Raw genomic sequence first — 14,122 nt, forward strand, 5'->3', positions numbered from 1 at the left:
GCGGCTCGACGGCACCACGCTAGCTCAATTCATTATTTATGAATAATCCTTGACGAGGGTGGCGGGGTTGTCCAGGCTGTGGGGCGGACGAACACGGACGTGCATCGAGGAGCCGCCCACCATGACCCAATCCATCCATCCGTCCCGGCGTACCGTCGTCACGGCACTCGGCGCCGCCGGCCTCGTCGCCCTGCCCGCCTGGCCGGAGACGGCGCGAGCCGCGGACGGTACGGCGGCGGTCGCCGCGGACGGCCCGGTGCTCGACACCCACCCGGCCACCGAGCCCTCCGGCACCCATGTGCGTGATGTCGGCGGCACCAACGTCGTCTTCCAGTACGGGACGGTGCTCCCCGCCTTCGACGGCTGGCGCACCCATGAGCCCACCCGCGAGTACCTGTCCCTGGACAGGAAGTGGCGCTTCTGCTTCGACCCTGCCGATCAGGGGCGAGGTCAGGGTTGGCAGTCCCCGGACCTCGACGACAAGGCGTGGGATCTCATCGACGTCCCGGCGGCCTGGGACCTGCTGAACACTCCCGGATTCGGCTCGGAGACCACACCTTTCGGCAAGGGCACCGCGTTCACCGACGGCTACGCCTGGTACCGCACCACCGTGGACGTCCCCGGATCCTGGCGTGCCCGGCACGTACGCATCGCCTTCCTGGCCGCCGGCTACAGCGCCGAGGTCTGGCTCGACGGCGTGCATCTCGGTAAGCACGAAGGCGCCAACTCTCCCTTCGCGCTTCCGGTGGCGGGGGCTCTCCGGCCGGGCGCGCGCCAGACGCTCGCCGTGCGGGTCTTCCGTCGGGCGAGCTACACCGATTACACGGCCGCTACTCCGCAGCCGGTCACCGACGACCACGAGATCCCGTACAAGCCCGTCGACTACTGGCCCTACGCGGGCCTGACCCGGTCGGCCTGGATCGAGGCGGTCCCGCAGGTCACCATCGCCAAACTGCTCGTGTCCGGCGCGAACGGGCGCCTTGAGGCACGCGCGGTCGTCGAGAACCACGGGGCCTCCGACTTCGACGGCGGGCTCACGCTGGATCCCGGCCGGGGGAGCGGCGGCCGGCCCACCGTGGTCGCGGCCCGGATCGCGGCCCGATCGGCAGGCGTCGTACGCGTATCCATCCGTGTACCCCACGCGCCACGATGGAGCCCGGCCTCGCCGCACACGCTCACCGCCCGCGCCACCCTGACCACCGGGAGGCCCTCGGGCTCGCGGGTGGACACGCTCTCCACCGTGTACGGCGTGCGTGAACTGGCCGTCGGCGACGCTCAGTTGCGGTTGAACGACAAGCCTCTGTTCCTCAAGGGCCTCAACTGGCACGAGGAGACCGCCGAGCACGGCAGAGCGATGACGCCGACCGAGTACGACCGGGAACTGGGCCACATCACGGAACTGGGCGCCAACCTCATCCGCAACTGCGTCTACAACCGCCACCCGTACGTCTACGACTGGGCGGACGAGCACGGCGTCATGGTGATGGACGACATCGACACCATGTGGCTCAACACCGCCCAGGAAAAGCTGCAGACCGAGCGCTACGGCCTCGCCCGCGCACAGGCCCTGACAATGGCGTGGAACCAGCACAACCACCCTTCGGTGATCCTCTGGGGGCTGCAGAACGAGTCGGAGATCGACGCCGACGGCGCTCCGGTCTACCGGGCCTGGCTCGCCGATCTCAAGGCGGCCGTGAAGGCGGTCGACCTCACCGCCCGGCCCGTGACCTGGGCCTCCAGCACCAGCAACGACCCTGCCTTCGACCTCGCCGACGTGATCGGGTTCAACGAGTACTTCGGCTACTTCTACGGCAAGGACTCCGACCTCGGCCCCACGCTGGACGCGGTGCACGCGAAGTATCCCGACAAGCCGATCCTGATCACCGAGAACGGCACCTGGTCCCTGGCGGGCGATCACGGCCCCGACACCACGGAGGGTACGGAGGAGTGGCAGGCGGCCCGCTTCACCGCCCACTGGACGCAGGTGGCCGCGCGCAGCGAGTTCGTCGCCGGTTTCACCTACTGGGTCCTCAAGGACTACAAGCAGCGGGCCGGGTACAACCAGGCCTACAACGGCATTTCCGTCATGGGCCTGCTCACCTTCGCGGAGGAGCGGCCCAAGCTGGTCTACGACGTGTTCCGGAGGGCCGTCAATCCCAGGGGCAGGTGATGACGAAGGGGGAGGGGCAGTCTGCCCCTCCCCCTCTTTCAGCTCTCAACCCTTGACGCTGCCCTGCGTCAGACCGGAACGCCAGAAGCGCTGCAGGACGAGCATCGCGGCGGCCAGCGGGAGGATCGAGAGGAACGCTCCGCCGATCGTGAGCTGGTAGAGCTCGGGGTTGCGGTCGGCCGCCGACTGCCAGGTCGTCAGGCCCAGGGTGATGGGGTACTTGCGGTCGTCGGAGAGCATGACCAGCGGCAGGAAGTAGTTGTTCCAGATGCCGACGAACTGGAAGAGGAAGACGGTCACCAGCGCGGGCGTCATCGTGCGCAGCACGAGGGTGCCGAAGATCCGCCACTCGCCGGCGCCGTCGACGCGGGCCGCCTCCAGCATCTCGACGGGCACCGCTGCCTCGGCGTAGATGCGGCACAGGTACACCCCGAACGGGCTGACCATGCTGGGGATCAGCACGGCCCAGTAGGTGTTGGCCAGGCCCACCTCGCTGAACAGCAGGTACAAGGGGAGGGCGAGTGCGGTGCTGGGCAGCAGCACACCGGCGAGCACGGCCTTGAAGACCGTCTCGCGCCCGCGGAAGCGGTACACGGCGAGGGCGTACCCGGCGGCGCACGCGAGCAGGGTCGCCAGCGCGCCGCCGATACCCGCGTACAGGAGGCTGTTCCAGGTCCAGTTCCAGAACACGCCGTCGTCGTAGGAGAAGACCTGCGACAGGTTGTGCAGCCACTGCGGGTCGGAGAACCACAGCCCGAAGCTGCCGAAGAGGTCTGCACTGCTCTTGGTGGAGGCCACCAGCAGCCAGTAGACGGGCAGCAGGAAGTAGAGCGCCGCGACGGTCAGCAGTGCGACGAGCAGGATCCGCGAGGGCTTCATGCCACGGCGCGGCCTGCCGTCACGGCGTTCTCCGGCGGTCCGTGGAGTCCGGGCGGAGGCGCCCGTCGGCTTCTTGACGGGGGGTGTGGACACGCTCACCGTGCATCCCTTCCTTTCCTGCGGTTCACCAGGCTGAGGAAGCCGAAGGACAGCACGCTCGCAACGAGGGCGAGGATCACCGACTCGGCCGCGGCGAGGTAGATGTTGTTGTTGGCGAACGCCTCGTTGTAGGCGCTCAGGTTCGGTGTGTACGAACTGGTGACCGTCGAGGTCAGCGGCTTGATGACCAGTGGCTCGGCGAACAGTTGCAGCGTGCCGATGATGGAGAAGACGCCGGTGAGTACGAGGGCGGGCCGGGCCAGCGGGAGTTTGATCCGGGTCGCCGTCTGCCAGGCACTGGCCCCGTCGATGCGCGCGGCCTCGTAGAGCTCCTGAGGGATCGCCTTGAGCTGGGCGACGATCACCAGCATGTTGTAGCCGGCGAACTCCCAGATCACGATGTTGGCGATGGACCACAGCACGTTGTCGTAGCCGAGGAAGTCGGGCGCGAGGCCGATCCTGCCGAGCAGGTCGACGATCGGGCTCACGCCCGGCACGTACAGGAAGCCCCACAGGATCGAGGCGATGACACCGGGGACGCCGTACGGCAGGAAGTAGGCGGCGCGCAGGACGCCCGCCCAGCGGTGGGAGAGCGTGTCGAGTGCCAGTGCCAGCGCGGTGGACAGCAGCAGCATCACCGGGATCTGCACGACGCCGAAGAGCAGCACCCGCGCGAAGCTCTCCAGGAAGGCCGACTGCTGCAGGGCGAGGGAGTAGTTGTCAAGACCGGCGAAGCCGACGGTGGCCGGACCCAGGCCCAGCGAACCGGAGCGGACCGGCTTGAGCAGGCTCTGGTAGACGGCGTAGCCGAGCGGAAGGACGAAGGTGAACAGGAAGAGGGCGACGAAGGGGAGGACGAATCCCCAGGCCGCCCGGTCCGGGCGGGCGGACCGCCGGCCGCCCGGTGTCGGCTTCTCCGTCCGGTTCTTCGTCCGGCTGATCGCGGTGCTCATCACGCGCTCCTCGCCTTGAGGCCCTTGGCCAGCAGGTTGTCCACGGTGCTTTTCTGGGCGTCGGCCAGCGAGGAGGCGAGCGTGCCGTCCCCGGCCATGGCGGCGCCGAAGGCGTCCCCGAGCTGGGCGAAGTCGGCGTCCGTGGTGGGGGACCACTTCCAGGAGGTGTCGATGGCCCGGTCGGACGCGGTGAACACGTCGTTGTACCGCTGTCCGCCGAAGAACGGGTCGGGCTTGTCGAGTGCCGAGCCGCGGAAGATGCCGGTGGCGGCGGGCCAGCCGTAGCCGACCGAGATGTTGAGGTCGACGGCCTTGGGGTCGGTGTTGACCCAGTGCGCGAACTGCAGCGCCTCGCGCGGGTGGCGACTGCCCTGGAGGACGGCGGTGGATGATCCGCCCCAGTTGGCGGAGGCGTTCTCTCCCGGAGTCCACTGCGGCAGGGGAGCGACCCGCCACTTCCCCTTGGTGCCCGGTGCGTTGCCGCGCAGCAGGGCATCGCCCCACTGCGGCCCGACCCAGGCGGCGATCTGTCCGGTCTGGACCTGTCGGTACCAGGCGCTGGACATGTCGGGTCCGATGAACACGAGGTCGTCGCGGACCATCTTCGCCCAGTAGTCGGCCACTTCACGTGAGAAGTCGTCGTCCATGGCGACGACCCAGGTGTCGCCCTGGGTACGTATCCACCGCGCGCCACGCTGCCAGCACATCGCGGCGAACCAGGGCGGCTGGTTGGGCGCGAACGTGCACAGCCGGGCGCCGCCGCCGCGGGCCTTGACCACGCGGGCGGCCTGCTCGAACTCGGCCCAGGTGGCGGGCGTTTCGATGCCCCACTTCTCGAAGAGGTCCTTGCGGTAGAAGAGCCCCATCGGGCCCGACGCCTGCGGGATCGTACGGACCCGCCCACCGAAGACGCCCTGGTTCCACTGCCACGGCACATAGCTGTCACGCAGCTCGTCGGCACCGTACGCGCTCAGGTCCGTCAGGCCGTTGACCAGCATGAAGCCGGGAAGCTCGTGGTACTCGACCTGCGCCAGGTCCGGGGGGTTCCCGGCTGTCAGCGAGGCGTGCATCTTCTGGTAGCCGCCCTGGACGTTGGCGGGGATGTTCTGCAACTCGACGTGGATGTCGGGATGCGTCCGGTTCCACAGGTCGACCGTCTTCTGCATCGGCACCCACGTCCAGAAGACGAGTCGTACCTTCTGGCCGGGGCGGGTGGGTGCCTGCCGGGTCGTGCGGGCGGCTCCGACGGTCTGACCGCAGGCGGTCAGGGCGGGGGCGCCGGTGAGCGCCGCTGCCGCCCCCGCGCCCCACCGGAGCACAGACCTCCGCGAGGGTGGTGAGGTATTCATGTACGTCCCTTGTGTCCTTTTGCGTGCGGTTCGATCAGTTGTCTACGGCTCGATCAGTACGGCTACTCCGGCTGCTGGCTGTCGGCAGCGTGACGCGGTCGGCGGTGGCCGGACAGGTCGCGGTCGGAGGGTGCGACGTCGCAGGCGATGTCGGCCGGGCGCAGGCGCCGCCGGGCGTCGGTCGCTACCGCAGCTGCCTGTTGTGTGCCGGTCAGTCTCGGAGCGTCGTCGCCACCTCGTCAAGATATATTCATAATTAATTGAAACAGCTATGGTGGGTGCAGTCAGCAGAGGGGAGACACACGCGATGACGGAGTGCCACAGGATGGCGGGGCGGGTGGCGGTGATCACCGGCGCCGCACACGGAATCGGCGCGGCCACGGCTCGCAGACTCGCGGCCGAGGGCGCGACCGTCGTGGTCACGGACGTGGACGACACCGCGGGCAAGGCGCTCGCCGCAGGCATCGAGGGCAGCGGAGGGCGCGCGGAGTACGTACGTTGCGACGTGACTTCGGCCGCCGACTGGGAGAACCTGGCCCACCACGTCCACGAGCGTCACGGGCGGCTGGACGTGCTGCACAGCAACGCCTTCGCCCAGCTGAACAAGCCCGCCCACGAACTGAGCGAGGCCGAATGGGACGGCCAGATGGCTGTGCTGCTCAAGCCGGCCTGGCGGGCGATGAAGACGTTCGCGGCCATGCTGCGCGAGGCCTCGGGGTCCGTCGTCCTCACCTCCTCGGTGCACGCGGTCATCGGCCTGCCGGGCCATGCCGCCTACGCCGCGGCGAAGGGTGCGCTGTGCGCGCTGGGGCGGCAGTTGGCCGTCGAGTACGGGCCGGACATCCGGGTCAACACGGTGCTGCCCGGTCCCATCCTCACCGCCGCGTGGGAGGGGATCCCGGAGCCCGACCGGGCACGCAGCGTGGCGGCCACGGCGGCGAAGCGGTTCGGGCAGCCGGAGGAGGTGGCCGCCGCCGTAGCCTTCCTCGCATCGGCGGACGCCTCCTATGTGACCGGAGCCAGCCTGGTGGTCGATGGAGGATGGAGCGTCATGAAGGAGTCCTCGTGAGCGGCGCTCATCGTGCGGTGGGCCGTGCGCGGCCTCCGCGAACAGGACCAGAGCGGAAACGGAGAACGTGGTGACCCATCCCGGTAGGGGGCTGCACGGCCAGGCGGTGGAGGAGCTGGGCCGACGCATCATTCGCGGCGACTACCCCCCGGGCTCCGTGGTGGACCCGATCAAGTTCGAGACGGAGCTCGGCGTCAGCAAGACCGTGGTGCGCGAGGCGATGCGGGTGCTGGCGTCCAAGGGCCTGCTCGAGTCGAAGCAGAAGCGCGGTACGACCATCCGGCCCCGCGCCGACTGGAACCTGCTCGACAGCGACCTGCTGCGCTGGCAGGGCAGCAGCGCTCCGACCGACGCCTTCCTGGAGGACCTCGCGGAAGTCCGCGCGATAGTCGAGCCCGCCGGCGCCCGGCTGGCCGCGACCCGCCGCACCGCATCCGACCTGGACGCGATGCGCCACGCGCTCGAGGCGATGGCGGCGGCGGGGACGGACGCCGACGCGATGGTCGAGGCGGATCTGGCCTTCCACCGCGCCCTGCTGGACGCCGCCCACAACGAACTGCTGAGCCGTATGGAGGTCGTCATCGAGGCCGGTCTGCGCGTTCGCGACCGGATCGTGCACGGCGCCCGGCACTTCTCCGACTCCATACCCGTGCACCAGGAACTGCTGGACGCGGTCGAAGCGGGTGATCCGGACGCCGCCGTGGCCGCCGTCGAGTCGCTCCTGGCGCAGGCCTCCGACGACCTGGCGGCCGTACGGGCGGGGGATGACGAGAGAGACGGGGACGAAGTCGCGACCGACACGCTGCCGAAGGAAGCCCCTTGAAAATAACCGGACTTGAGACATTCCTGGTGGCCCCGCGCTGGCTGTTCCTGCGCATCGCCACCGACGAGGGCGTCACCGGCTGGGGCGAGCCCGTCGTCGAGGGCCGCGCCGAGACCGTACGCGCCGCGGTCCACGAGCTGGCCGACTACCTCGTCGGCCGGGACCCGCTGCGTATCGAGGACCACTGGCAGGTACTCACCAAGGGCGGCTTCTACCGTGGCGGGCCCATCCTCTCCAGCGCCGTCGCCGGCATAGACCAGGCACTGTGGGACATCGCAGGCAAGACCTACGGCGTCCCGGTGCACCGCCTCCTCGGCGGCCCGGTACGCGACCGCGTGCGAATGTACGCCTGGATCGGCGGGGACCGGCCGAGCGACGTGGCGGAGCTGGCCGAGGAACAGATGAAGGCGGGCTTCACCGCGGTGAAGATGAACGCCTCGGCCGAACTCGCTCCGATCGACACCCCGGCACGCACCGCCGAGGTCGTCGCACGCGTCGCGGCCGTCCGCGAAGTACTCGGTGACGAGCGGGACATCGCCGTCGACTTCCACGGCCGGGCCTCCACCGCCATGTCACGCCGTCTGCTGCCTCTGCTGGAACCGCTGCATCCGCTGTTCGTCGAGGAGCCCGTCGCGCCGGAACACTCGGGCAACCTGCGCAGCCTCGTGGAGTCCACGAGCATTCCCCTCGCCACCGGCGAACGCCTCTACTCCCGCTGGGACTTCCGCGAAGTACTGGCCAGTGGCATCGCCGTCGCCCAGCCCGACCTGTCGCACGCCGGCGGCATCTCCGAGGTCCGCCGCATCGCGGCCATGGCCGAGACGTACGACGTCGCCATGGCCCCCCACTGCCCCCTCGGCCCGATCGCCCTGGCCGCCAGCCTGCAGATCGCCTTCTCCGTACCGAACTTCCTCATCCAGGAACAGAGCATGGGCATCCACTACAACCAGCAGGCCGACCTGCTGGAGTACGTGATGGACCCCGAACCCTTCCGATTCCAGGACGGATACGCCGTCGCCTCCTCCCGCCCGGGTCTCGGCGTCGAGATCGACGAGAAGGCCGTACGCCACGCCGCCGAGACCGGACACCGCTGGCGCAACCCCGTATGGCGCGGCCCCGACGGGGCGTTCACCGAATGGTGAGTCACCGTCAGGCCCTCGCACCCCACGCCCAAGGAGAGCTTGCTCCCATGAACCTGGTGGAATCGCTCCGAGCCCACCGCCTGTTGGCGATCGTGCGCGGCAAGGACCCCGCCGCGGCATTGCGCACCGTACGCACCCTTGCCGAGGAGGGCATCGCGGCCGTCGAGGTCTCGCTGACCACCGCCGACGCCCTGACCGTCATCCGGCAGGCGCGCACCGAACTCGGCCCCGACACACTCCTCGGCGCCGGAACCGTGCGCTCGGCCGCGGACGCCGCCCGCGCCGTGGACGCCGGCGCCTCGTACCTCGTCACCCCCGCACTGGTCGATGGACTGGAGCCCTACGGCGTACCCGTGCTGATGGGCGCCCTGACACCGAGCGAGATCGAACTCGCTCTCGCACGGGGCGCCGACGCGATCAAACTCTTCCCCGGCTCCCTCGGCGGACCCGGCTATCTGCGGGCCCTGCGCGACCCGTTCCCCGACGTGCCCTTCGTACCCGTCGGCGGAGTGGACGCACAGGCCGCCCGCGACTACCTGGACCGTGGAGCCCTCGCCGTCGGCGTCGGCTCACCCCTCGTCGGGGACGCGGCCGACGGTGGCGACCTGGACCAACTCCGCGTCCGCGCGGCCGAGTTCCGCAAGGTGGCCGCAGGGGAGACACCGTGACGGCACCGGCTTCACCCGAGGTGGTGACCTTCGGCGAGACGATGGCGGCGCTCCGGGCCCACGGCGCGCTGCGGCTCGGCGGCAGTCTCGGGCTGTCCGTGGCGGGAGCCGAGTCCAACGTCGCGATCGGCCTCGCCCGGCTCGGGCACCGGGTGCGCTGGGCCGGCCGGGTCGGTGCGGACGAACTCGGCGCGCTGGTACTGCGCACGCTGCGGGCCGAGGGCGTCGACACCTCCTACGCGGTCACCGACGACACCGGCCGGTCCACGGGACTGCTGCTGACCGAACCCCGCCTGGGCACGCTGACCCGGGTCAGTTACTACCGCGCCGGTTCGGCGGGTTCGGCCGTCTCACCGGCCGACGTACTGCCCGCGCTGGCCCCCGGAACCCGCATCCTGCATCTGACCGGCATCACCCCGGCGCTCGGTCCGTCGGCGGCCGAGGCCACCCTGGCCGCGGCCACGACCGCTCGCGAGGCCGGCATCACCGTATGCCTCGACATCAACCACCGCTCCCGGCTGTGGACTTCCGACCGCGCCCGCACGGTCCTGCGACCGCTGCTGGCCCACACCGACCTGCTCATCGCCTCCGAGGACGAGCTGCCGCTGGTGCTGGAACGGCCCGACGCGGACGAGTCCAAGGCCGTGCACAGCGTCTTGTCCGCAGGCGTCAACGAGGTGGTCGTCAAACGTGGCGCACGCGGTGCGACGGCCTTCACCGCCGACGGGGCGACCGACTGTGCGGCGCGACAGGTCGACGCGGTCGATCTGGTCGGTGCGGGTGACGCCTTCGTGGCCGGATACCTGTCCGGACTCCTGGGCGGCGCGGACATCCCGGCCCGTCTGCACCGAGCCGTCACCACCGCGGCTTTCGCCGTCGCCACCCGGGGCGACTGGGAGGGCCTGCCGACGCAGGACGAACTCGGCCTGTTCGACCAGCCCGACGGCACGACCATCCGCTGACCCAGGAGACGGAACATGACATCAACGGCAGTGCCGGCGGCGGTCGTCGTGGACGGAGGGTACGAACTCGCCGAGGGCGGCCGCTGGTTCGAAGGCCGGTATGTGTACGTCGAGATCCTCAGCGGCCGGCTCTTCGAACTGCGCGACGGTACCGGGCCGGTCCAACTCGCTGGACTGGCTGTGCCGTTGGGGGCTGTCGCGCCGGTGAGCGACCGGCCGGACACGTGGATCGCCGCCGCGGGCACGGGGATCGCGCTGCTCTCGGCCGACGGCACACTGGAATGGCTGGACCGCCCCGAGGACCGCACCCCGCTCCCCAGCCGCATGAACGACGGAGTCGCCGACCCCGCCGGCCGCTTCTGGGCCGGCAGCATGGCCTACGACGCCACCCCCGGCGCGGGCTCCCTCTACCGAACGGACCCTGATGGCACGGTCGTACGCGTCCTCGACGGGCTGACCATCGCCAACGGCCCGGCGTTCACCGCCGACGGCACGACCATGTACCTCGCCGACACAGCCGCGGGAACCATCCTCCGGTGCCGGATCGACCCGCTCTCGGGCGACCTCTCAGCAGGCCCGGAAACCTTCGCCCAACTGCGGGAGGGTGAAGGAAACCCGGACGGAATGGCCGTCGACGACGAGGGCTGTCTCTGGGTCGCGATGTGGGGCGCCGGAGCCGTCCGCCGGTACCACCCGGACGGCCGCCTGCTCCAGACACTGACCGTGCCCGCCCCCCACCCCACGTCGGTGTGTCTGCACCCCAGCGACAACCGCCTGTTCATCACCACGGCCCGGCACGGGGTGAAGAACCCGACCGCGGCCTCCGGCGCGGTGCTGAGCGTTCCTGTACCAGTCAGGGGAACGGCGGCCTGCTCCTGGCGGGTCCGGCACTGATGTGTGCGAGGACGTCGCGGGAGTCGCGGTGGGGGAGTCGCCATCGGCGGCTCTCACTGGACCGCGCGGCGTCGAGGACGGTGGCGGTGGCCACCGCCACCGTGGGGCCGAGGCCGCCGACCTAGGCGGTGCTCGAGTCGGTTCGTGAGAGGCGGACCATGGCGCGGTAGAGAGCGGCGGGCCTGGGGGCTTCGGGCAGCGGGGGGATCGTTGCGCCGGGTGCGGCGTAGGAGCGGAGCATGTGGCCGACGAGGCGGCGCCAGGTGTCGGGTGCGGCGTCGCCGGTGGCGGTGACGACGCCGGCGTTGGCCATGAGCAGGATGACGACGTCCTGGTGGGTGAAGTCGTCGCGCAGGTGCCCGGTGTCCTTGGCGCGGGTGATGAGTTCGAGCAGCCGGTCGTACGCCTCGGCGCGACGGGCCTCCAGCGCCTTGGCGGCGGGGAAGGTCATGGTCAGGACGTCGGCGAAGCCGCGGTCGGCGGCCTGCATGGCGCAGACGGCGTGGAGGTAGCCGGTGAAGCCGTGCCAGGGGTCCGGGTCGTCCAGGGCGATGGTGACGGCGGCGGCGTAAGCGTCCATGCGTTCGGCGAAGACGGCGGCGACCAGGTCGTCCTTGGCGGGGAAGCGGCGGGAGAGGGTGGCTTTGCCGACGCCTGCCTCGCGGGCGACGGAGGCCATGGAGACGCCGAGTCCTTCAGCGGCGTAGAGGCGGCGGGCGGCGGCCAGGATGCGGCAGCGGTTGCGCTCGGCGTCGGCGCGCAGTCCCGTGCCGGGCTGCTGACCCGGCGTCTGGTCGGAAGGCGGGGAGGTCATGCGCCCACTCTACCCAAGTGGAACGGTCGGACCGCTTCTGTTGTACGGTGGGCGACAGTGAAAATGGGCCGCCCGGTCCACTTAATCGGAGGATGTTGTCATGCGCGCTGTCACGCTCGAATCCGTCCCCTCGGCCCCGGCCGTGGCCGAGGTGGACACTCCCCGCCCGGAGGCCGGGGAATTGCTGGTCAAGGTGGCCGCCGCCTCGCTGAACGGCATCGACCTCGCCACCGCCGCCGGCTACACGCAAGCGTTTATGGAGCACCGGTATCCGCTGGTCCTCGGCCAGGACTTCGCGGGCACCGTCGAGGCGCTCGGCAAGGGCGTGGAAGGCTTCGCGGTCGGCGACGCGGTCTTCGGTGTCGTGCAGAAGCCGTACCTGGGCGCCGGATCGCTGGCCCAGTACGTCACCGTGCCCGCCGGACACGGAGTCGCCCGCATCCCCGCGGGCCTGAAGGTGGGGGACGCGGGCGCGCTGGGCGTGGCCGGGGCCACTGCCCTGATGAGCCTCGACGCGGTGGCCCTGGCCGAGGGCGAGACGCTGTTGATCTCCGGGGCCTCCGGCGGGGTGGGTTCGCTGGCGGTGCAGCTCGCCGTCGCCCGTGGCGCGAAGGTGATCGCGACCGCCCGCCCCGGCGCGCAGACCGACTTCGTCACCGGCCTGACCGGCGCGGAGGTCCACGTGGTCGACTTCACCGGTGACCTGGAGGGGCAGGTCCGCGCGATCGCCCCGGAGGGGGTGGACGCGGTGCTGCACCTGGCGGGCGACGGTGCCCAGCTGGCCGCTCTGCTGCAGCCGGGCGGTCAGCTCGCCTCGACCACCGGCTTGACCCAGGACGCCGTCAAGGGGCAGGACATCACCGTCCACACGATCATGGCCAACCCCGATCCCAGGATCCTGACCTCCCTGGCCGAGCAGGTCGCCTCCGGCGCACTGCGCGTGCCGGTCACCGCCACCTACCCGCTGGAGCAGGCACCCGAGGCGTTCGCCGCCTTCGGCGCCGGCACCCCGGGCAAGATCGCCGTCTCCTGCTCCTGACATCCGTCGCTTCACGGAAAGAGACCTGATCGTGCCCACCATTGCCATCATCGGCGCCGGCCCCGGCATGGGCCTGGCCATCGCCCGCACCTTCGGCAGCCGCGGCTTCGACGTCGCCCTGATCTCCCGCACCAAGGAGAAGCTTCAGACGCTGGTCGGACAGCTCGGCCAGGAAGGCATCACCGCCGAGGCGTTCACCGCCGACGTCCTGGAACGGCCCTCCCTGACCGCCGCCCTGGACGCCGTGAAGGCCCGCTTCGGCGGCATCGACGTACTGGAGTACTCCCCGGCCCCGCACTCCCCGGTGCCCGGCCTCACCATGGCCGCCCCCTCGGAGGTCACGGTGGACAATCTGCAGCCGCAGATCGAGTACATCTTCTACGGCGCCGTCGCCGCCGCCCGCACGGTGCTGCCCGCGATGCGCGAGGCGGGCGCCGGCACCCTGCTGTTCACCACCGGCGGCGGTTCGGTGGATCCCATCCCCATGCTCGGCAACGTCAACGCCCCCGCGGCAGCTCTGCGCAACTGGGTCATCAACCTGAACAAGGAGCTGGCCGGCAGCGGTGTGCACGCCGCCCACGTGGCGATCGGCGTGTGGATCGGCGAGGGCGGCCCGGAGGGCTTCCCGACGGCCACGTCCGAGGAGATCGCTCCCCTGTACTGGGACCTGCACGAAAACCGTGACCGCTCCGAGGCCGTCTTCACCGCCTGACCGGCCGGCTCACCCCGCTCCTGGGGAGGGGGCATCCGCTCCCTCTCTGTACCGTCCCCCTCTGCCAAGGAATCCGTACGTGAACGTCTTCTTGTGGATCGTGCAGGCCGTACTCGCCGTCATGTTCGCCATGGCCGGTGTCATGAAATCCACCCAGCCCAAGGACAAGCTGGTCGGCCGGCTGCCCTGGACGGCCGACTTCTCCCAGGGCACCGTCCGCTTCATCGGCATCGTGGAGTTCGCCGCCGCGCTCGGACTGATCCTTCCCGCTGCGACTGACATCGCCCCCGTGCTGACCCCGCTGGCCGCGACCGGCCTGGTGGTGGTGATGGTGCTGGCCGCGATCACCCACGCCCGCCGCAAGGAACCCGCCGGGATCGCCTTCAACGCCGTCCTGCTGATCCTGGCCGCCCTGGTGGCCTGGGGTCGCTTCGGCCCGTACAGCTTCTGACCGTTCCTATTCACTGAGCCATAGTGAGTCCTGCGTCCAGGACTGCCTGTCAGTGGCCTGCCGCGAACGGTCTTCGGCGGGCTGGGCCGTTGCCTGTG

General features: G+C 70.4%; 14 protein-coding genes. 10 read left to right on the forward strand and 4 right to left on the reverse strand.

Annotated features, from left to right (window positions below; genetic code table 11):
- Positions 1-121 precede the first annotated feature (121 nt).
- Entirely contained in the window at positions 122-2,170 is a 2,049-nt protein-coding gene (locus tag OP79_RS42265; RefSeq protein ID WP_033328437.1) for a glycoside hydrolase family 2 protein, read from the forward strand.
- Positions 2,171-2,215: 45 nt separating this feature from the next.
- On the opposite strand, the gene OP79_RS42270 is transcribed toward OP79_RS42265, so the two are convergent.
- From OP79_RS42270 to OP79_RS42280, 3 genes are read right to left on the reverse strand one after another with little or no spacing between them, the layout of a single operon-like run.
- On the reverse strand, positions 2,216-3,142 hold the full coding sequence (locus tag OP79_RS42270) for a carbohydrate ABC transporter permease (RefSeq protein WP_425428679.1): 927 nt from the start codon (positions 3,140-3,142) through the stop codon (positions 2,216-2,218).
- Between the two features lie 2 nt (positions 3,143-3,144).
- Positions 3,145-4,101: a carbohydrate ABC transporter permease gene (locus OP79_RS42275; RefSeq protein WP_033328438.1), complete on the reverse strand. Its 957-nt coding sequence runs from the start codon at positions 4,099-4,101 to the stop codon at positions 3,145-3,147.
- Complete coding sequence (locus tag OP79_RS42280) at positions 4,101-5,450, reverse strand: ABC transporter substrate-binding protein (protein WP_033328439.1); 1,350 nt, start codon at positions 5,448-5,450, stop codon at positions 4,101-4,103. The genes OP79_RS42275 and OP79_RS42280 overlap by 1 nt, the downstream gene beginning before the upstream one ends.
- A gap of 307 nt (positions 5,451-5,757) precedes the next feature.
- Here OP79_RS42280 and OP79_RS42285 point away from each other — a divergent pair, with 307 nt between their 5' ends.
- The 6 genes from OP79_RS42285 (at position 5,758) to OP79_RS42310 (ending at position 11,008) form a co-directional block, all read left to right on the forward strand.
- Positions 5,758-6,519, forward strand: a complete 762-nt coding sequence (locus OP79_RS42285) for an SDR family NAD(P)-dependent oxidoreductase (protein WP_033328440.1) — start codon at positions 5,758-5,760, stop codon at positions 6,517-6,519.
- 67 nt (positions 6,520-6,586) lie between these two features.
- Entirely contained in the window at positions 6,587-7,342 is a 756-nt protein-coding gene (locus tag OP79_RS42290; protein WP_033328441.1) for a FadR/GntR family transcriptional regulator, read from the forward strand.
- A complete protein-coding gene (gene dgoD, locus OP79_RS42295) occupies positions 7,339-8,484 on the forward strand; it encodes a galactonate dehydratase (protein ID WP_033328442.1) in 1,146 nt (381 codons plus the stop codon). The genes OP79_RS42290 and dgoD overlap by 4 nt, the downstream gene beginning before the upstream one ends.
- Before the next feature lie 47 nt (positions 8,485-8,531).
- Positions 8,532-9,152 carry a bifunctional 4-hydroxy-2-oxoglutarate aldolase/2-dehydro-3-deoxy-phosphogluconate aldolase gene (locus tag OP79_RS42300; RefSeq protein WP_033328443.1) on the forward strand — a complete coding sequence of 207 codons (621 nt, stop codon included), beginning with the start codon at positions 8,532-8,534 and terminating at the stop codon, positions 9,150-9,152.
- Positions 9,153-9,193: 41 nt separating this feature from the next.
- Entirely contained in the window at positions 9,194-10,114 is a 921-nt protein-coding gene (locus OP79_RS42305; RefSeq protein WP_051745474.1) for a sugar kinase, read from the forward strand.
- Between the two features lie 15 nt (positions 10,115-10,129).
- Positions 10,130-11,008, forward strand: a complete 879-nt coding sequence (locus OP79_RS42310) for an SMP-30/gluconolactonase/LRE family protein (RefSeq protein WP_051745468.1) — start codon at positions 10,130-10,132, stop codon at positions 11,006-11,008.
- A gap of 121 nt (positions 11,009-11,129) precedes the next feature.
- Here OP79_RS42310 and OP79_RS42315 read toward each other — a convergent pair whose 3' ends face one another.
- Positions 11,130-11,822: a TetR/AcrR family transcriptional regulator gene (locus tag OP79_RS42315; RefSeq protein WP_033328445.1), complete on the reverse strand. Its 693-nt coding sequence runs from the start codon at positions 11,820-11,822 to the stop codon at positions 11,130-11,132.
- A gap of 100 nt (positions 11,823-11,922) precedes the next feature.
- Between OP79_RS42315 and OP79_RS42320 the strand changes: the two genes are divergently transcribed.
- The 3 genes from OP79_RS42320 (at position 11,923) to OP79_RS42330 (ending at position 14,024) form a co-directional block, all read left to right on the forward strand.
- A complete protein-coding gene (locus OP79_RS42320) occupies positions 11,923-12,861 on the forward strand; it encodes an NADP-dependent oxidoreductase (RefSeq protein WP_033328446.1) in 939 nt (312 codons plus the stop codon).
- Between the two features lie 31 nt (positions 12,862-12,892).
- Positions 12,893-13,573: an SDR family NAD(P)-dependent oxidoreductase gene (locus OP79_RS42325; RefSeq protein ID WP_033328447.1), complete on the forward strand. Its 681-nt coding sequence runs from the start codon at positions 12,893-12,895 to the stop codon at positions 13,571-13,573.
- A gap of 79 nt (positions 13,574-13,652) precedes the next feature.
- Positions 13,653-14,024 (forward strand): DoxX family protein, encoded by a 372-nt coding sequence (locus tag OP79_RS42330; RefSeq protein ID WP_033328448.1) that lies wholly within the window; start codon positions 13,653-13,655, stop codon positions 14,022-14,024.
- Positions 14,025-14,122 lie beyond the last annotated feature (98 nt).

The organism is Streptomyces yerevanensis (assembly GCF_000716805.1).
In the GTDB taxonomy this organism is placed as follows: Bacteria; Actinomycetota; Actinomycetes; order Streptomycetales; family Streptomycetaceae; genus Streptomyces; species Streptomyces flaveus.